We start from the raw sequence: 17,573 nt of genomic DNA, 5'->3' as shown, positions 1-17,573 counted from the left end.
CTTAAATAAAATCACTCCATGATAACCCAACCATTTTCATATAGCAGTCCGCATTACAAGTGCGAAACGTCGTATGATATTCGTCTGTTTCGTCCAACTCTACTCCGCAATACTCGCATACAAATTCTTCTCGCTCTTTATCGTTCATTCCATTCTCTCCTTTCTCTCATAAACTCCAAATAATGCTCCCGGATTCTCCATGCCATCTTCGGCCCGATACCCGGTATTTCTTCCAACTTCCCAAGCCACTCCATCATCAATTGCGTGTCTAATTCATTTTGCTGTTTGGCTCCTGCTTCAAATCCACGATTCCATGCAGCCATGATTTCTGGATGAAAGGGAGAAGTTGTTTTCTCCCTCTCACGTTTGATTTTGCGTAGTGATTTGCCCATCACATCACCAGCTTCCAGCCTTTTCTGATACGACTATCAAGCTCGTATTTTTTTAATGGTTCATATCGATAAACGGCTTGTCCATCTTCACGACGATAAAGCAGATACCATTTCGCCTGGCGCTTTCTCTTCTTCATAGACAGCCCCCGTTTCTAAGCCCCGTAAACGTCGATATGGAGCTTTTGAAGTGCGTATAGTCTTAAACCCTTCACCTCTTGTTCCAAACGCATCAGATCGGCAAAATAGCGCTCATTTTTGGCTGTCAGTTCGTCGTTCGCCTCTTTTAATCTTTGAATCTGATTTTCTAGCAATAAATTCTCTTTATGCAGCCGTTCCTTATCTCCCATTGCCGTTTCAAACAGCTCTTTCCAATGCTCCACTTCCTGTTCCTTCTCTGTTACAAGCTTGTGTGCGTGGATTGCTTCGCGTTTCAGCCATTCCATGCCGTTGTCGTTCTCCGGTGCAATGTTCGCTTGCAATTCTTCCAGCTGTTTCTTCAATTCATCACGCTCGGCCACAACTTCCTCGTATTTGGCATATGAAATCACTTTCGGCTTTTGTTGTTTCATCGTATCCTCTCCCTTCAAAATATCATCAAGCTTTTCGCCGTTTTTATATCGTTCAAGCTGTTCCGGTGTCAGCTGATACTTTTTGACGCTCGTATCGATATTGTGCGGGCGGTTGCCAAACCGTGGCGGCCCCATGCGAGAGGGAGAAATTTTCGTCAAGGTTGCCATCCTACTCACCTTCTTTTATGCTCCGGGAGCAGAAAGAACTGCTCCCATTGTTTACTTAACAGCTCTTAATACTCCTTCACGCTCAATGTCATCCAACGACATCTGATAATCGGCTTCACGTACTGCCGCGGCAAACTTTTCGATTCCGGTATCCCAAAGGCCATGACGCTTGATAACATCCGAAAACTCCTCAACATCGTGTTCCCGGATGGACCAGCTATCTGGATCATTTTTGTTTTCGTAGATCGTAACCCATTCATTTGTCTTTGGATCAACTTCTTTAGTACTCTTACGGGAGAAATGGCATAGTTCATGATCGACAAGAGCAAGTCTTTGTTCCTGACTCATTCGTTCCCATGCTTCAGCATTAATGAACACAAAAAGCATATTTCCAGTTACATAACGTTCAAACGCTGTACATTTTTTTGCCTTTCCTGCCCAATCGCTTGAACCTTCACGGAAGTAGTAACCGATGACATCTTTAGCATCTTGAAGATGCGGATGGTACTTATCGATTAATTCATCCGCAATTTCTCTTACCTCTGTAGCTTCTTTAAAGAATACTCCAGCCATATTGTTAACCTCCTAGATTGATAGATTAAGAGATTTTATTCAAAGCTTCTTTTTGAAACTTTGTTAACTCAACTTGTCCATTTAAAGCTCTTGCGATTTGAGCCAATACAAACGCATCGCGGACGTTGTCGGATGGGTGTTCAAAGCCCCATTCCTTGAAAATCGGCAGAATCATATCTTCTTTTTTAGCGTTTCCTTTTCCAGTAGCGAATTTTTTGACTGTGTTCGGAGTGACTTCGATATATTTCATTTTTCTCCGGAACAAAGCCATCCGAATTCCCCAGCCAATGCCGCCAAGCTGAATAGCTTGCTGCGACGCAAATCCGAATCCTTCAATGACGATTTTGTCATTTTCGTGAATGTGCCTCATAATCTCATCGATCAAAGTAACCATTCGTTTTGGATCTTTCGAACCAACTCCCGTCAGTTCTTTCGCCTTCAATACGTTCCCGTTCTCGTCCAATGCAACAAATCCAGTTCTAGTGGATGGGTCTATGCCGACATACCTTCTCATTTGCTATCACCCTTTTCCACAATTCTCGCAATTCATATGTTGATAACTCATCAACATATCTGCCGTCACTAATTCTGCTGATTCCTCTATTTTTCAGTCTATCGATAAGACTTTTTCTCAACGTGTTATGGAGAACGATAACATTTGACATATCATCAACCTCGCTCTTTCGGTAGTTCTCGGAATTGCATCTTCCAGCCCTGGAACAACAATCGAAATTCATTCAGTCCGATGTCACGGCCTTTTGCAATTGTCTGCTGAATCACCTTTCCTCCCATTTCGGTATCATTCGGATCATGCCAGAGAAATTCCACAACGTCTGCATCCTGCTCAATTGATCCTGATTCTTTGAGGTGTGACAACTGCGGCTTGAGTGCTTTTTCAAATTCCCGTGACATTTGAGATAGCATGATAAAGCAACAATCTAAATCCATCGCTATTCTCTTTGCTTCTCCTGTCACATTCCCGATTGCTTCAGCTCTGGTTTCTCCCCTGCGTCTTGGTATTTTCATGATCTGCAGGTAATCAACTGCAATTGCGGCAAGACGTCCGTGCTTTTTCTTGATCTGTTTTGCAACTGCTTTGACTTCTTCGATCGAGACACCTGCTGAATCCTGAACGTACAATGGCAATTCCTCAAATGCTTCGTATGCGATATATATTTGATCCATTTCTGACGGTTTAAGGTTTTTGTGTTTGATTCTCTGAAATGGAATACCTGTTGCGCTGGAAATCCATCTGTCAATGATCTGTTCTTTTTTCATTTCTTGTGAAAAGAGAAGAACAGCGCCTTTGTTTTGCATAGCCACACCTTGCAGGCGCTGCAAAAGCATGGCTGTTTTTCCTACAGACGGCCTTCCAGCCGAGATAAATAACCACTTCCGCCAGAGCCCTTTTGCCCACTCGTCAAATTGTTTGAAGCCTGTTGGAATATATTCGGCAGGAGTTTTCAAATGCTTGAAATATTGTTCTCTCATATCTTTGAAGCTCTGCATTTTCTCATTGTGTTGCGGTCTCATTTCTGAAACTAGAGCTTCGATGTATGAGAAAAACTCTTCGTCCGATTCATAATCATCACGTGACATATCTTTGATGATTTCGGCCATGTTTTTTACCCTGCGTTCCAGGGCTTTTGACCGAATAATTTTTGCATAGTATTCAACGTTTGCTGTTGTCGGACAAGAGTTTGCTAGTTTGTAGAGATAGTCAACCCCGCCCAAATCTTCTATTTTTCCAAACTTCGCAAATGCTTCTGTGACGGTAACAAGATCTACAGGATTGTTCTTTTTCTCCAACCAGCGCATAGTTTTGTATATTTGCTGATGCATTGGATTGTAAAAATCCCGATCTTCAAGAAACGTGATTTCATCCAAAACGCTACAATCTATCAAAATGGCCCCCAACACTGCTTGTTCTGCAGCAATATCAGCAACCTCAAATGTTCCAGTCAAATTCATCCGGATCATTCCCCTCTGCTACCCAACGTTGAAACTCAATTTCTTTGTCTCGTATGTCAGTAGTTTTGACAGTCTTCTGATTCTTCGGTTTCTGATTTAAATAGTTTTCAAAGTTTTTTTGCGCAAAGAGTGTGGACGGCCGTAAATATTCGTTCATTTTTGGGTCATCAAGCCAATGGTCACACTTAACGTCAATTACATACTTGAAGTCTTCTACTGTTCTACCCTCGGCTAGACGACCATTGATTAGTTTTCTATTGGCTTGAGACTTTGGAGAAAATCTTTTACCTGCTTTTTTATTGAGGTATTCGATAATCTCGACATATATATTTTTTTTATTATTTTCTTTATTATTTTCTTTCTTTGTACGCTGATTAGAGTACACATCTGTACTCTGATTAGAGTACACTTCTGTACGCGAATTAGAGTACTGTGCTCTATTTAGCGTACAGTGCTCCCATTCGTCGTAATTTTTGTTGAAACTCAAAATTCTTACCCCCTTCGGACCTGAATCAGATTTGATAATCTTTCTATCTATCAAAACTGATAATTCTCTGTTGACTTGTGTTCGACTTGCATCGATCGCTTTTGCTATGAAATTCAAGGACATTTCATGTTCTTTTCTCTGAAAGCCGTATGTGTATCGCCATACGGCCATAACAATCCTGAATTGAGTGCCATTCAGATTCAATTTCATGATTTGATCCAAGATCTCATTGGCAATCCTAGTATGCCCATGTTCAACTTGTGGATTAGCCATTTTTATTCATCCGTTCACTTTTGTTGGATAAAAAATCGTGTGATTCTTTCAGCAAACATTTCAACATCTTTTTCTTCATCTTCCACATACGGCTCTGACAGCCAATTTTTCAGTATTGTTTTCAAAGCTCCCGTTTTGTCCGTTGTATAACCGTAAATCAATGCTTGCAGGTATTTTGTCGGGTTTTTCATAGCATAATCTTTCAAAATCTTTAAATCTCCTGATCTTCCAAAAACAAAAATGTTTAAGAAGATCAGGCTTAGATCATCTTCGTTGACATGGCTTAAAGTCTTTTTTACGTTTTCAAACGCTTCGTAAACTTGATTCGGAACTAATACTTTATTCATTCATACCACCTCAATTTCATAGTCGACTCCAGGCTTTAAACCTTTTTTGTAAAGAGCGTGTACAACCGTTGTTTCAGCTAATGAAGGCATATTGTTTTTGGACGATAAGTGGGTGAGATATATTTTTTCTCCCTTGCCCCGCACAAGCTTTTGAAGTGCAGCTGCAGTTTGTTTGTTGGACAGGTGGCCAACATCAGAAAGAATCCTCGCTTTCACACTGTTCGGATAGTTTGAAGCTTCCACCATTTTTGGATCATGGTTTGCTTCAATGATGTACACATTCGAATCTTTCATAGCTTCCAACATATTCGAATCTATGTGGCCAGTATCCAGGCAGATACTGACCTTCATATCTTTGGTTTGGACAACATATCCGTATGGTTCGAATGCGTCATGATGCACCGCAAAAGGAATTATTTCGATGTATCTAGCGAAATCACCGCATATTTCGTAACTTAACACTACGCTTTCCATTTTCAAAATGTTGGCTAAGTCCTCGTCGACTGATTTGATCTCTTTCCATTCGCCTTTTGACGCAAAGACAGGAATCTTATATTTGTTGGCCAATGGAAGTCCCTTAGTATGGTCTTTGTGAGCGTGAGTAATAAAGATTGCTGCAATAGTATCCGGACGGATCCCGACTTCAAGAAGCCGCTTTTCAATTTTTGTTTTTGCAATGCCTGCATCGATAAGAACAACAGTTTCATTATTCCGGAGGGCAATGCAATTGCCCCCGGATCCGCTCGCTAAAATATTGATTTTCATTTCTATCACTCCAATGAATCTTCATTAGAGGCTTGAGCTTCTTTCATATCAATATGCATGTCCAATATTTCTAGCAAAGCTATCAGATCGGCTTCTGATGGATTCTCGCCAATATGTGGAGCATGTTTTTTGATATAGTCCTGCATACCTTGCTTTGTTGTGATCCCCAAAATTTTGAATGCATCCTTCATTTGCTGTTTCAATTCTGCAATTCTATCGTTCTTTTCAATTTCATCCTGTTCTTTTGCAGGCGCTTCGATCACTTCTGGTTGCGGCGTGACATCTTTTCTAGGTTGCTGATATTCCGGAATGCCATCGCTGCCACCATCTACAACCGTATCGTCGTCAAAGTTCAACTCAAATGCCGCTTTCAATGCTCTGCGGACCATGTGTTTTTTGAACATGTCATTGAAGAAGTGCGTCCACATGGTCTTTTGCATACCAATATTTGAACGCTTGAAATGTTCGACCTCTTCGACTTCCATCACAACCGTAAACGGCTTGTAGCCTTCCCGATAGGCGATGGCGTATCCGCCAATCACCTTTCCTCTCGGAAAGCCAAAACTGTGCTGATCTATCACCATATAGTAGCGACCGTCTTCCGCCCGCTCCTGGTGCATCTTAAATTCATCATTTTCATGAACTAACTGCACGTCATACCCCAAATACCCTTCACTTTCTTTCGCTTTCCGAACATAGAAGTCAATCCCGAACTGAACGGTCAATTGCCCCTGGCGAACAGTCGGATAAATCTCATTCATGATCGGATTTGCGCCAGCTGCTTTTGAGATCGACATGAACAATCTGAATTGAGACTCATTGCAGTCTTTTGCAATTGTTTCCCTAAGCGTAATCACGTCCTGCGGTGTGATTTCTCCGAATGCTAAATCTTGATAAATTGCTAATTGATTTGCCATTTCTATTCATCCTCCCGTTTTATGAATTTAAGATGTATTTTTTGATCTCTGCGAACAAATGCTTATTTTGTTTCGGGTCTTTAGACAAAGCATCCAACTTGTCTAGCACTTCTAGCTTTTCCTGTTCCTTTCCATACGGTTTAATGACCAATTTGTCATTATCCAGAAACATTTCCATTGCTTGTCCGGCTTTCCAGCCTTGAGAATCACGAATCTCCTTCGGAATAACAACACGTCCTAAATCATCAATTCTGCGAACAATTCCTAACGCTCTCATTCAGCATCCTCCTTCTCACCTTCATAAATAAATCTCACTTTCTTCCCTTTGTGCTTAATTAAAAATTCTTCTAATAAACTTGCAAAATCAGAAGGACCAACAAGATCACGTTCTAATATTGCATCTTCAGGGCATTCTGTAAGGGGGCCTGCATACATGACCTCTTCATCGTCAATAAACAAGGTTTCACGACGATAGCCTTCCCAACCAACACCAATTACTACTTTTACTGTGACAATTTCACTCATTCGATCACCTCAATATCTACTGTTATCTCATCAGATTTACTTGTTTCTGATTCGATTTTTAGCTCCTGCCCCGCTACAACTCGAGAAATTATCAGCTGCCCGACCGGCTGTTTAAAGCTGGTGATTGATTCGGCATTGTCAACAAAGACAGGAGTAATAACTCCACTTTGTCGCGAAAGAACATCTCGCAATTCCAACCCAGCTCGAATGCCTTCTGATAAAGAAAGCTTGCGATAAGGCTTGCCGTCCATTTCAATTTCAAAAGTGGGTTTGATTTCGCCGTTTTTGAGCTCTTCAAATAGTTTGATAGAAAGATTGTCAAAGAGCTCCTGCACTTTTCCGGCTTGAATTTCAGCTTCTTTTGCTCGAAAAGCCTTCACGCTGTCCAGAACAAAAATCGAATTATTTAATGATTCAAGCGTTTCTTTTTCATCCGCTTGAGCTTGTTCAACTTGTTTCTGCAGCAATTCGAATTGTTTGTGCTTATTGATCTCCGCTTCAATTTGATAGATTTGCTCTTGGATCTCCCGCACTTTTGATAGTTGCTCAGAAACGTCAATATATTCGAGAGATTGTAGCTCCGCTTCTAGTTCTTTTCGTTTAGCCACCACTTCGTCAAACTGTTGTTTAATTCTGTCCATCCGAGCTTGTTTTTCTTGCTCAGCTGCAGTAACGGCGTCACCTTGCAACGGCTGTTTGCAAACCCGACAAGTATCTTCAATCTTTTCCGCTTTTATGATTGAGAAATCTTCTTTCAGCTGATCCCGCTCCCTTAGAAGAGCATTTATTTGCCCCTGCAACACGTTTATTCTTGCGTTTGTTTCTCCAGTTGCATCGGTGATTTTCTCAATTTCCGCTCTTTTCTTTTTCAACGCACTCAGCTCAGCATTGAGCGAATCTAGTGGAACAGTTGGCGCTTGCTCTTCCAATTGCTCTTTTAGCGTTTTAGTTCGGCTTTGAGCCGCAATGTAAGCTTTATCTTTCTTGTTTTTGTTCTCTTTGTGCACTTTTTCAATGTCGTCCAGTGAATGCTTTTTCAGCAGCTCCGATAATACTTTTGCCTGTTCTTCCGGAAGCTCTTTCAGAACTTCCTTGTTTGCCGGAGCTGTTACATATTTCAAAAGCATCGATCTTTGTTTTTCCCAATGCAGTGATGGGAAATAACTTGGATTGAATAGAGACAAAAACAAGTCTTTGTCAAAGAGTTTTTCAAGCAACTCATTAAATTCAGTTGCTTTTGAAGGCACTTCATTGATGAAATATTTCGTTTTTCCTTTTTTTAGCTCACGACCCAAAAGCACTTCTTTACCATCAACATTGATGAGAAGTGAAACAAATGTTTCATCCGCTTCGTATGTGATCGGAGTTGGATCCAACTTGCTTCCAAGTGGATCAGTGCCGTATAATGTCCATGAGATGGATTCAAAAATGCTGGACTTTCCAGTAGCATTTTCACCCGTGATCTGTATTTTGTCGCCAAACTCAATCGACAGATCACGGTGACTTTTGAAATTATGCAATCTGAGATTCACGAATTTTATCTTCATACTTGCTTGACCTCCTTACAATTCCGCTAATTCTTTTTTCAAGCTCTTCGATCTTCTCTTGAGCAATTTTAATGTCAGTTTTTTAAAGGTAATCACCATTGCTCATTAATCTCCTCTCCATTGATTTAACGAGGTGATTCCTGTATCATGAAAGTAACTGTTCTCTAAAAGGAATCACCTTCCTGAAACGTCTCACTCCGCCAAGTGAGGCGTTTTTTATTCTGCGATTTTTCTAATTGCTCCAAGATTTTCAGTGAGGTACTGACGAATGTTTTCCTCCAGAACGATCTCACCGTCTGGGAACTCATAGATGACATCTCCGTAAAGAATCTCATCACCGCAAGCATCAATTCCCCAGTGAGTGCTTTCCTCGTGGTAAGGGCGAACCATAGGGTTTTCAACTTGCGTCATGGATTAGCCCCCTTTTTCTCAAATCATTTATTTTTTTCTTAATTGATTTATAGCTGCGACCCAATTTTTCGGCCAAATCCCGACGTTTCATATGGAGATTTCGTAAAAGGAACTGTTCTTCTTGTGTTGTCCAACGGCGATATGATTCCATCTGTTCAATTCGACGACATCCGCCTAACTTTTTCCCGAGCGATTGTATCTCTTGTCCAATGGGGCAGCTCGGGCAAACGTTGATGCTAGAATGTACCTTTTGCCGGTATTGGCAACCTTCACACTGATCGAGAAGTTTGATGATCCGAAATCGAATCATTTTCTTCTCCTCACGTGTCATACTCGTCCCTCCTTTCGAATAGACTGATAGTGTAGAAGATGTGCTAGTGCACATCGCTAAAGGCAAGAACGTTGATAGTCAGGGGGAGAAAACTAGCGCAACGCTCTCACCTTTAACGACAGGCACTAGACCTGCCGTTGTTGCCGGAGAGGAAATATGGTAGAATTGATTGTGGTATAATGTAGTATCTTTAAACGGCTAGTGTTGGCGCACTGGCCGTTTTTTCTTGTTGTCGCAACAGCTTGTACACTTCCTCTTTTGCCTTCAATTCAGTTGCCATGAGAAGCGCTGGATTTTCACGCAGCTCCTGACACAATCTACGAACCTCTGAAACTTTCATCAGTCGGCTTGTAGTGAAACAGACAATCATTTGTAACTCCTCCTCACAATTAAAGCTAAATTGATTCCTTTCTTTTGCATTTCACTGACAAATTCCATTAACCGATCATGCTCTTCTTTCCTCCGTACCAGCTCGTCCAAATCTTTTTTGCATCTCAAAAATTCTTTTACCCACTGCTCAGCCACATCAAAACGACTATTGATATACTCTACCCTAGCTTTATCCAAGCAAGTGCAGCCAAATTTCCATATCTTCTCTGCCAACTTTCGATCTTGTGGAAGGACGTTCATTGTTTGTTCACCTCCTCAAATACTTCTTGCTTCTGAAACAGTTCTATACAGTTGCATTAAGTATGGGTTTTGCTTTTCAAACTCTTGATCCCGCAGAGTTGGAATATTGTAGGCTTGTTCAAGATCGGACATCAGAATTACAAGTCTTGAATCTCTCAAACTATTAGGACCGTTCATGATCTCTTTGAAACGATTGGTATACTGAAGCATTTCCCCAACTGTCATACCTCATCACCTCCCTTCCACATAATTCTTTTCTTCCTGTTCACGGATCCACTGATTGAGCCTACTGCTGCTGAAAAAATACCGGGGGTTCTTGCTGCCGTCCGCACCGTGTACCCGATGTGGGATGCGTTTTTCTCGGCACAAACGGCGCAAGGTGTATTCAGACATGTGCAGGTACTCGCATGCTTCTGAAAATGTGAGTGTGCGATCGGGTGAAAGATTCATCTCCGCTCGCAACTCTTGGAGCAGCTCAGTTTTGAGCTGTTCTTTCAGGTCAGCAATGATGGCAGCGAACGCTTTTTCAGCGGTCATGATTTATCCTCCTTATCAGCTGATCATGTATTTGTTATAGATTGTTTTACTAACAGACAGCTCAAGGCCGAACTTTTTCACCAAAGCCATCAGTTTTACTGTGTCTTCAAGTACTTGCTGCCGCTTAACAAGCATGTCTGGCGTCATGTCATTTTTCTTAATTATCTTCGGGTATCCATACATGGAGGACACGGCTTTATTAGCAATGGTGTTGGCTTTGATGAAATCCACTCTGACCGGTTTCTCCAAAGATTCTTTGAGCTTGCGCATAGCTTCTTTTTGGTGCTCTTTGTCGAGCATGCGGAATATTTGGAAGCCTTCAAGGCCGGTAGACTGGCGGAGTTGTTTGATTACCTGTTTGACCCACTTTTTGAACGCCTTTGCTTCCTGACGCCGGCTGTTGAATATTGCTTCATAGATTCCTGTTTCAGAAATAACGATCATTTCTTGATTTCCTCCAGGGGTACGCACAATGTGCGTATCCTTTTCCTCATTATCCATAAGCCGTGTCATGTCAGAAGCCATTCGGTAACCCAAAGCACCAGCGACATCTTTAGCGACCGCCCACCAATCGCCAGGGTCCTTTTCTACAAACCGAATTTGGCGACCGTTCCAGATTTCGGTTTTTAAAGATGTCATGTCCGCACCTCCTTCCATGAAGTTTTGTGTTCCTTTTTAGGAACGTTTGGTTCAAAAAAATATTCGATTGGAACTCTAAACCCATTATGAAGTCGTTTGACTTCACTTAAAGTGAAATCGCCACCGAATCCATTTAATTTCTTACTAATTGTGTTTGGTGTCATATCAAGTAATTCAGCTACATCTTTATGTTTTATTCCATTCTCTACTAGAAATGCTTTTATCTTATTGTAAGGTTGCCTTTTCCTCGTCATTCAATATCACCTCCTTTATCGTTCCGTTTTAGGAACAATTTAAATATACTCCTTTTTATTTTCTGTGTCAATAAAATTTGTTCCTTTTTCGGTATTATTTTTATTAAAAATGTTGCGTTTATGGAACATGTATTATAAAATATTCCCGTAGAAGGAATATTTTTTTAGGATGTGAATAGAAGATGAGCACTTTCGGAGAGAAAATTAAAAAGCTAAGAAAGAGTAAAAATTTAAGCATTGGAGAATTAGTGACAGAATTAAATAAAATTTACAAAACAAACATTAGCAAGAGTATGATTTCTCGATATGAAAATGATACTGCTGATCCGAAAATGGAAAACATAAGAATTCTTGCCGACTATTTCAATGTATCTGCGGATTATTTAGTAGGGATTAAGGATGAAAACAATAATATAACCACAATAGCTGCTCACCACGACGGTGATGAGGATTGGACCGAAGAAGAATTAGAGGAAATTGAACGCTTTAAAGAATTTATAAGGTCCAAAAGAAAACGCCAGGAGTGATGAACATATATGACGTACGAAAATTTACTGCGGGAGGCACAACAGCATGGTATAGACACTTACGAAAAGCCGATGACACCGACTATCAAGGGGTTGTATTCCGATAAAGTGATTTGGATAAACAAGAATATCCCTACTAATGACGAAAAAGCCTGCATCCTGGCTGAAGAATTAGGACACTACCACACATCCTCTGGCAACATTTTGGATCAGTCTAAAATATCGAATCGCAAACAAGAGCTTCGGGCTCGCACTTGGGCATATGAACGTCTTGTTCCATTACAAAAAATTGTACAAGCCCACAAAAGTGGAGTCCGTAACCGATATGAATTAGCTGAATATCTCGGAGTGACTGAAGATTTCCTAAATTCAGCGATTAAGCGTTATCAAGAGAAATACGGTTTATGCGTCTCTGTTGAGAGTTATACTGTGTGTTTTGAGCCATTGGGCGTACTTGAAATGTTTGAGTAAACTTTGCGCTTTCCAGCCACAAGGCTGTTCACATATATCTTTTAAACCGAACATACATTCTTATGAAAGGAGAAATGCTGTTGGCATGAAAGGAAGTATCGAAAAACGAGGAAAAAACAGTTGGCGGCTGCGAATCGATCTTGGATATCATCCTGACGGTCGGCGTAATCGACCATCAAAGACGGTCACAATTGAGGACAAAGCACTACTCAAAACAAAGAAAAAACTCCAAGACTATTTGGAAGATCAGCTGGCTATTTTTAAACAGGAGGTGTTGTCCGGCACCTACATCAAACCGGAAAAAACAACTTTCAAAGAATTTGTAGACAAGCATTGGCGGCCGAAATTCGCATCCGATCCGGACAACCTGGCCCCTTCCACACTCGTCGTGTATGACCAGCACCTTGCCACACACATTATACCGAGTTTCGGTCATATGCGATTAGACGACATACAGACCATGCACGTTGTTGATTTTCTAGCGTACCTGAAAACACCTGAGGCGAGGAAAGACGGAAAGCCAGGTACACTAGGAAATGGTACACAGCGAGACATTTTGAAAGTTTTGCGCAATGTTTTGAACATTGCGGTAGAGTGGAAATTCATTGCCCAGAATCCATGTGACGGAGTACGCTGGCCGAAGAAGCCGGAAACGAAGATCGAGGTGTACGATGAACCCGAAATCATGGAGATCATCGATGCGCTATACCAGCAACCTACCGTCTGGTGGCTCCTGATCTTGGGGACGTTTTTGGGCGGATTCCGACGCGGAGAGATTGTTGCGCTTGAGATCCAAGATTGCGACTTTGGGGACAACAGTATATTGATTGATGAAAACATCCCAATGAAAATTGATCGGGAATACCTCATCAAGGCTCCCAAAACCCGTTCATCCGTCCGAAAAGTCAAAATGCCTGCCTGGTATATGGAAGAATTGAAAGAGTACTCTACAAAAGAGTGGAAACGCCAACGTTGGACAGCAGGATCAAAGTGGAAAGCTCCGGAAGGAAGACAATTTCTTTTCCATAAAGGAGACGGTCTACCCTATCACCCCAACTATGTTACACGCTGGTGGAGAGAATTTTTAAAGAAAAATGGATTTCGGCACATCAAATTACATGCCCTGCGCCATACCTCCGCTACTTTTTTGCTCGAGCAAGGTCTGACTGCGCGTGCAGTAGCAGAACGACTTGGACATGCAAACGAAAAAACGCTCTTGTCCACGTACAGCCACGTGACCAAGAGCATGGAAGAACGGGCAGCACAGGAGTTTGACCGGTTCCAACGCCGCCCGAAATCAAATATATAGAAACCGTCCCCAATTCGTCCCCAACTTCGAAAAAGGGGCGGCAACTACCTTTTTAAACCCCTGATATATCAAGGTTTTCAGTAACATTATATCACAATGTTACTACTCCTCATAGTTAAGATAAAAACTCAGTGTAGATTGCAGTTTCAAGAAGTAATTGCCAAGTTTCAATTCCTCATAGTTAAGATAAAAACCCCAAAAAATTGTTGCTACATAAGTATTTGGTTTTAAATGGTTGATTGGTTATTTTTATTTTAACGAAGGAGGTAAGTTTTATCAATCCTTTGATTTAGGTGGGCTCAATAAAGATTTAAAAGAGTCGTCGATCCCCAGGGATTTTTGCACGATTGGGGGTCGACGACAAATATTTCCCTGTTACTAAAATTCACGAATAACACGGAACATTCCAAACCCTTGAGAATTTCGTCCCCCTATTCCAGTTTGCAAAAGGAAAGTAAGATACTTCGGAGAAGACCGCAAACGATACCTTCCCTGCCATGCAGTGATATAGTAATTTTTAAAAGTCGTGACGACTTTATGTCTCTTAGTAACATGTAAAGGTTCAATAAACAATCTCTCTTGTGGCGGATCTCCGTAATAGGCTTCATACTTATTTCGAAAATTAAGCTCCACTAAATGTGGAAATGCTTCATCATATGGATGAAAAAACTGTGTCTTCTGGGTACCATCTACCGTTTCATATGTGCTATAGACTGTTACTGGTGAAAGCATCTCAATTTCAATTTCAGAGCTCTTTACTTCGCTTTCCTCCATTTTTATACTTTGTATCTCCACCGATTGATTTCCTAGATGAACTTCATTTTGTAATAAAAAGTATTCTCCTAACTGCTGCGTCAGTTCAGGCAATACAGTAGAAACATGCCAAGAAATATTGTCATCGAATATAATCGTTTTCGGATCTAATTGAATTTTATGTTGCCCGAAAAGACGACTGAATGTAAATAATTTATATGTTCTCTTCCCTTTCTGGAAACCAATTTCATGCAAAAATGAAGCGAAACTTTTATCCTGTAAAGAATTATAAAGTAAACCATGCAATAAATACTGATAATGTAATGGCAGTATCACAACATTATTTTTTGGCTTCATCGTTACCGTTAATCGCATAGCTTGTCCTTCTTTCTACAAAATAAATTCGTCGCCGCCTTTTTTTAATCCAAATTCCTCACGCGACCAATATTTCTGCGTTCGAAATGTATAAAAAATTACGGAATCTTCATCTGGATTCATAAGATTTTGCAATTCTACTTTTAGTTTTTTATAATTTGCTTGTGAAATTTCTCCTTCAAAAACAGAATTTTGTACCCAATGAAGATATTTGCGAGCAATTTTTAGCGCCTTCGCTACACGTTTCTCATTAAAATCATACACAAGTATGACAAACATGAAAATCCCCTACCATTTAGCTGTATATGGTTCATATGGCTTCTCACCAAGTAAATGCTTCTGCAATTTATACAATTCCAAACGAATCAAGCGTCGGTATGACACAGATTTGCCTAGATGGCGATGTTGGACGGTTGTTTGCATTTTTTTATCCAGTTCACTGATAAAAACCTTCCGTCCTTCCTCCGATAACAAAATACCATCGGTCAGTTTTTCAAAATGCTTTTTTGTCAGCATTTTTTTATTTACAAGGGAAAAAATTAACCGATCCACGATAATAGGTTTAAAAATTTCGGCAATATCAAGATTTAAAGAAAAGCGTCGAAAATTCGTACTATGTAAATACCCAATGCGGGGGTCAAGATACGTTTTATAAATCTCGCTTAAACACATCGTATACACTATAGAGTTCCCGAAGCTGATTAACGCATTTAATCGGTTGTGCGGTGGTCGTTTTGTTCGTTTTTCAAAAATAAAATCGGGATGTTGAATAATCGTATCAAAAGTACTGTAATACTTTTCTCGTGTATGTCCTTCTGATGCCATTAATTGTTCAACTGACTGAGCAGTTGGCAATTTTTGCAGCTCTTTTTGAAAATCTTCTAGCACTTCATCAAAAACAGCTTTTTCTTCTAAGCAAGAACGATAATATTTTAATACGCGGCTCATCTGTTGGATAGAGCCTGCAATAAATCGCTGCGCCAAATCAAGCCGCTTCCCGTCATCAAGATAGTGCTCCGCTTGTTTTAAAACAACGTGCCCAGCATTTAAGTGCTCGCGGGGATAAAATGATCCAACAAAGTAGCCATGATGATTAAAATAATGGACTATAATTTCTTTTTGTGCAGCAAACTCTAAAAATTTTTTTGATACATCAACTTCTCCAAAAATATAAATATCATTTGTATTCTCAACTGGGATATAACGTTTTTTCTCCTCTGTTTCAAAATATAAACTATTATCTTTCCGACGTAGTTCACCGCTTTGAAAGATGTATAACGTTTTTTTCATATTTACTCCTCCGCCCAACAATATTCACGATAGGCACATTTACCGCAAAACTGAATTTTCTCCGGTGCAGGTGGTACAGGCATGCGAGCAATACGGCGAATATCTTCCATTGCCCGCTCTAGCTCCTGTTTTGCATCCTCCGTCCACTCTACTGATTCTTTTTTCCTTTCTTCCGGAAAAAGCAATTCCCCTTTTGCATCCATTCCCATTTGACGAAGTGTGTCTAAATAGTACAGAAGTTGCATTTTGGCACTTTTCATATATCGCGATGATTTTTTCACTTCTCCAATCACTAATTGGCCATCTTCCCTACCACAAAAGAAATAGACAGGTTTGTTTGTCTTAAAATCAATTTAGCAACTCCATTTTGCAGAGATTATCGAACATGATCATAATGTAATGGGAACATGTCCATACAACATCATCACTTTAATTCAAGAAAGCGACAACTTGATTCAGTTGTTCCAAAGCATGAGGAGGTATTTTCAGTGTTGAGGTTGGTTCTCCCGTTCCTCCGTAAATGAACGGATAGCGAAAAAGTTCTTTATCGATTATACAAGGCAAAGAAAGACCAACTAAAGGAACGCTGCCGACAGTGTATCCCGTTATCTTCTGGACTTCTTTTGGGGGTGCCATTTTTAATTGATTGCATCCCAAGATTTCTGACAATTTTTCCAGATTCACACGACCGCGTCCTCCTGAAACGATGATTGCAAAATAGCCTTTGTCAGACTTAAGTATCAATGTAGGAGCAGTCTGACCTATTTCGATTCCAAAAAAGTCCGCGCCTTCCTGCGCTGTGCGAATTGGATTTTCGTGATAAAGGATGTCAAATGGGATTCTATTTTCCTGTAAAATGCTTTTTATATGATCCATAAGTAAGCCCTCCTATTACAAATTCCACGAAACGGACTCTTCTAACAATTTAATTGCCAACAGCTTACTTCCACAAATTAATCCAATTTCCTTTTGAAAAGTGGTTTTCTTTACAAAAAAGAAGTGAAATACAGTTGAATGGGACTTTATGGGGATTGTTGCGAGTAAATGCTATTCATAAACTGGAGAGTTTCGTAAGTATCTAAAATGGTATTGAAATGTAAATGAAAACTCCAAGAAGGCTGCCGCAAATTTTTTATCTATATATGATCCGGTTTAAACTTCAAATGAATACAGTAGAAGCCGAATCGGCATTCATTAATAGTTCCCAATTGCCTATGCTAAAAAAGAGAAAGTACCGCAACCTGATGGTCCTGTACCCTTCCGCTTTGTTACTCGTCCAATTTAAAATCTTTTTTTCTCTCTTTAATGATTCTTTCTGAAATTCTTGCCCGTCAAAGCGGCGTACTACAATTTAGCTGTCGGCTCTTTGCAGTTGCAATTTCCGAAGCCTATGACGCCACAGCAGCAGATGTACTGTGCCTTTTCACATTTTTCAATCACTATGCAAAAAAGGCTATCGAATGCACTCGATAGCCTTTTGAATGATGATTGATCTAAGCTATATGGACTTGG

At 40.4% G+C, this 17,573-nt stretch carries 29 protein-coding genes and 1 pseudogene; 3 read left to right on the top strand and 27 right to left on the bottom strand.

What is annotated here, in order from left to right:
- Position 1: 1 nt before the first annotated feature.
- The 22 genes from RI196_RS03810 to RI196_RS03705 form a co-directional block, all read right to left on the bottom strand.
- On the bottom strand, positions 2-148 hold the full coding sequence (locus RI196_RS03810) for a hypothetical protein (RefSeq protein WP_311066932.1): 147 nt from the start codon (positions 146-148) through the stop codon (positions 2-4).
- Positions 138-392 carry a hypothetical protein gene (locus RI196_RS03805; RefSeq protein ID WP_311066931.1) on the bottom strand — a complete coding sequence of 85 codons (255 nt, stop codon included), beginning with the start codon at positions 390-392 and terminating at the stop codon, positions 138-140. Before RI196_RS03805 ends, RI196_RS03810 begins: the two co-directional genes overlap by 11 nt.
- Positions 392-529, bottom strand: coding sequence for a hypothetical protein (locus RI196_RS03800; protein WP_311066930.1), 138 nt, complete (start codon positions 527-529; stop codon positions 392-394). Before RI196_RS03800 ends, RI196_RS03805 begins: the two co-directional genes overlap by 1 nt.
- Before the next feature lie 15 nt (positions 530-544).
- Positions 545-1,129, bottom strand: a complete 585-nt coding sequence (locus RI196_RS03795) for a hypothetical protein (RefSeq protein WP_311066929.1) — start codon at positions 1,127-1,129, stop codon at positions 545-547.
- A gap of 51 nt (positions 1,130-1,180) precedes the next feature.
- Positions 1,181-1,702: a putative metallopeptidase gene (locus RI196_RS03790; RefSeq protein ID WP_311066928.1), complete on the bottom strand. Its 522-nt coding sequence runs from the start codon at positions 1,700-1,702 to the stop codon at positions 1,181-1,183.
- 25 nt (positions 1,703-1,727) lie between these two features.
- Positions 1,728-2,216, bottom strand: a complete 489-nt coding sequence (locus RI196_RS03785) for a crossover junction endodeoxyribonuclease RuvC (protein WP_311066927.1) — start codon at positions 2,214-2,216, stop codon at positions 1,728-1,730.
- A gap of 155 nt (positions 2,217-2,371) precedes the next feature.
- Positions 2,372-3,673 carry a replicative DNA helicase gene (locus RI196_RS03780; RefSeq protein WP_311066926.1) on the bottom strand — a complete coding sequence of 434 codons (1,302 nt, stop codon included), beginning with the start codon at positions 3,671-3,673 and terminating at the stop codon, positions 2,372-2,374.
- Positions 3,651-4,433, bottom strand: a complete 783-nt coding sequence (locus tag RI196_RS03775; protein ID WP_311066925.1) for a conserved phage C-terminal domain-containing protein — start codon at positions 4,431-4,433, stop codon at positions 3,651-3,653. The genes RI196_RS03780 and RI196_RS03775 overlap by 23 nt, the downstream gene beginning before the upstream one ends.
- Before the next feature lie 14 nt (positions 4,434-4,447).
- Positions 4,448-4,780: a hypothetical protein gene (locus RI196_RS03770; RefSeq protein WP_311066924.1), complete on the bottom strand. Its 333-nt coding sequence runs from the start codon at positions 4,778-4,780 to the stop codon at positions 4,448-4,450.
- Entirely contained in the window at positions 4,781-5,545 is a 765-nt protein-coding gene (locus RI196_RS03765) for an MBL fold metallo-hydrolase (RefSeq protein WP_311066923.1), read from the bottom strand.
- A 5-nt stretch (positions 5,546-5,550) separates the two neighbouring features.
- Positions 5,551-6,462, bottom strand: a complete 912-nt coding sequence (locus tag RI196_RS03760; protein ID WP_311066922.1) for a recombinase RecT — start codon at positions 6,460-6,462, stop codon at positions 5,551-5,553.
- A gap of 19 nt (positions 6,463-6,481) precedes the next feature.
- Positions 6,482-6,739 (bottom strand): AbrB/MazE/SpoVT family DNA-binding domain-containing protein, encoded by a 258-nt coding sequence (locus RI196_RS03755; protein ID WP_311066921.1) that lies wholly within the window; start codon positions 6,737-6,739, stop codon positions 6,482-6,484.
- A complete protein-coding gene (locus tag RI196_RS03750) occupies positions 6,736-6,987 on the bottom strand; it encodes a hypothetical protein (RefSeq protein WP_311066920.1) in 252 nt (83 codons plus the stop codon). Before RI196_RS03750 ends, RI196_RS03755 begins: the two co-directional genes overlap by 4 nt.
- Positions 6,984-8,534, bottom strand: coding sequence for an AAA family ATPase (locus RI196_RS03745; protein ID WP_311066919.1), 1,551 nt, complete (start codon positions 8,532-8,534; stop codon positions 6,984-6,986). The genes RI196_RS03750 and RI196_RS03745 overlap by 4 nt, the downstream gene beginning before the upstream one ends.
- A 216-nt stretch (positions 8,535-8,750) precedes the next feature.
- Positions 8,751-8,945, bottom strand: coding sequence for a YqaI family protein (locus RI196_RS03740; protein WP_311066918.1), 195 nt, complete (start codon positions 8,943-8,945; stop codon positions 8,751-8,753).
- On the bottom strand, positions 8,932-9,276 hold the full coding sequence (locus RI196_RS03735; RefSeq protein ID WP_311066917.1) for a hypothetical protein: 345 nt from the start codon (positions 9,274-9,276) through the stop codon (positions 8,932-8,934). Before RI196_RS03735 ends, RI196_RS03740 begins: the two co-directional genes overlap by 14 nt.
- Positions 9,277-9,466: 190 nt before the next feature.
- On the bottom strand, positions 9,467-9,646 hold the full coding sequence (locus RI196_RS03730) for a hypothetical protein (RefSeq protein WP_311066916.1): 180 nt from the start codon (positions 9,644-9,646) through the stop codon (positions 9,467-9,469).
- Positions 9,643-9,906 (bottom strand): hypothetical protein, encoded by a 264-nt coding sequence (locus RI196_RS03725; RefSeq protein ID WP_311066915.1) that lies wholly within the window; start codon positions 9,904-9,906, stop codon positions 9,643-9,645. The genes RI196_RS03730 and RI196_RS03725 overlap by 4 nt, the downstream gene beginning before the upstream one ends.
- 15 nt (positions 9,907-9,921) lie before the next feature.
- Positions 9,922-10,131, bottom strand: coding sequence for a hypothetical protein (locus tag RI196_RS03720; protein ID WP_311066914.1), 210 nt, complete (start codon positions 10,129-10,131; stop codon positions 9,922-9,924).
- Between the two features lie 6 nt (positions 10,132-10,137).
- The gene (locus RI196_RS03715; protein ID WP_311066913.1) at positions 10,138-10,443 is read right to left on the bottom strand and encodes a helix-turn-helix domain-containing protein; all 306 of its coding nucleotides are present in this window, start codon (positions 10,441-10,443) and stop codon (positions 10,138-10,140) included.
- Positions 10,444-10,458: 15 nt separating this feature from the next.
- Positions 10,459-11,082, bottom strand: coding sequence for a BRO-N domain-containing protein (locus RI196_RS03710; RefSeq protein WP_311066912.1), 624 nt, complete (start codon positions 11,080-11,082; stop codon positions 10,459-10,461).
- The gene (locus RI196_RS03705; RefSeq protein WP_311066911.1) at positions 11,079-11,336 is read right to left on the bottom strand and encodes a helix-turn-helix transcriptional regulator; all 258 of its coding nucleotides are present in this window, start codon (positions 11,334-11,336) and stop codon (positions 11,079-11,081) included. The genes RI196_RS03710 and RI196_RS03705 overlap by 4 nt, the downstream gene beginning before the upstream one ends.
- A gap of 182 nt (positions 11,337-11,518) precedes the next feature.
- On the opposite strand from RI196_RS03705, the gene RI196_RS03700 reads away from it, so the two are divergent.
- The 3 genes from RI196_RS03700 (at position 11,519) to RI196_RS03690 (ending at position 13,643) form a co-directional block, all read left to right on the top strand.
- On the top strand, positions 11,519-11,863 hold the full coding sequence (locus tag RI196_RS03700; protein WP_144597896.1) for a helix-turn-helix domain-containing protein: 345 nt from the start codon (positions 11,519-11,521) through the stop codon (positions 11,861-11,863).
- Between the two features lie 9 nt (positions 11,864-11,872).
- Positions 11,873-12,334 carry an ImmA/IrrE family metallo-endopeptidase gene (locus tag RI196_RS03695; RefSeq protein ID WP_311066910.1) on the top strand — a complete coding sequence of 154 codons (462 nt, stop codon included), beginning with the start codon at positions 11,873-11,875 and terminating at the stop codon, positions 12,332-12,334.
- Between the two features lie 85 nt (positions 12,335-12,419).
- A complete protein-coding gene (locus RI196_RS03690; protein WP_311066909.1) occupies positions 12,420-13,643 on the top strand; it encodes a tyrosine-type recombinase/integrase in 1,224 nt (407 codons plus the stop codon).
- A gap of 378 nt (positions 13,644-14,021) precedes the next feature.
- On the opposite strand, the gene cas6 is transcribed toward RI196_RS03690, so the two are convergent.
- The 5 genes and pseudogenes from cas6 to RI196_RS03665 form a co-directional block, all read right to left on the bottom strand.
- On the bottom strand, positions 14,022-14,771 hold the full coding sequence (cas6, locus tag RI196_RS03685) for a CRISPR-associated endoribonuclease Cas6 (RefSeq protein WP_311066908.1): 750 nt from the start codon (positions 14,769-14,771) through the stop codon (positions 14,022-14,024).
- A 15-nt stretch (positions 14,772-14,786) separates the two neighbouring features.
- Positions 14,787-15,050 (bottom strand): CRISPR-associated endonuclease Cas2, encoded by a 264-nt coding sequence (cas2, locus tag RI196_RS03680; RefSeq protein ID WP_063386986.1) that lies wholly within the window; start codon positions 15,048-15,050, stop codon positions 14,787-14,789.
- A gap of 9 nt (positions 15,051-15,059) precedes the next feature.
- Positions 15,060-16,061, bottom strand: a complete 1,002-nt coding sequence (gene cas1b, locus RI196_RS03675; RefSeq protein ID WP_311066907.1) for a type I-B CRISPR-associated endonuclease Cas1b — start codon at positions 16,059-16,061, stop codon at positions 15,060-15,062.
- 2 nt (positions 16,062-16,063) lie between these two features.
- Positions 16,064-16,372, bottom strand: a pseudogene (cas4, locus tag RI196_RS03670) (CRISPR-associated protein Cas4); the annotation flags it as partial.
- Between the two features lie 118 nt (positions 16,373-16,490).
- Complete coding sequence (locus tag RI196_RS03665; protein WP_311066906.1) at positions 16,491-16,937, bottom strand: aminoacyl-tRNA deacylase; 447 nt, start codon at positions 16,935-16,937, stop codon at positions 16,491-16,493.
- Between the last annotated feature and the right edge of the window lie 636 nt (positions 16,938-17,573).

The organism is Aeribacillus composti (assembly GCF_031760945.1).
In the GTDB taxonomy this organism is placed as follows: Bacteria; Bacillota; Bacilli; order Bacillales; family Aeribacillaceae; genus Aeribacillus; species Aeribacillus composti.
The sequence above is the reverse complement of the archived record's forward strand: the minus strand, read 5'-3'. Positions and strand labels throughout refer to the sequence as shown.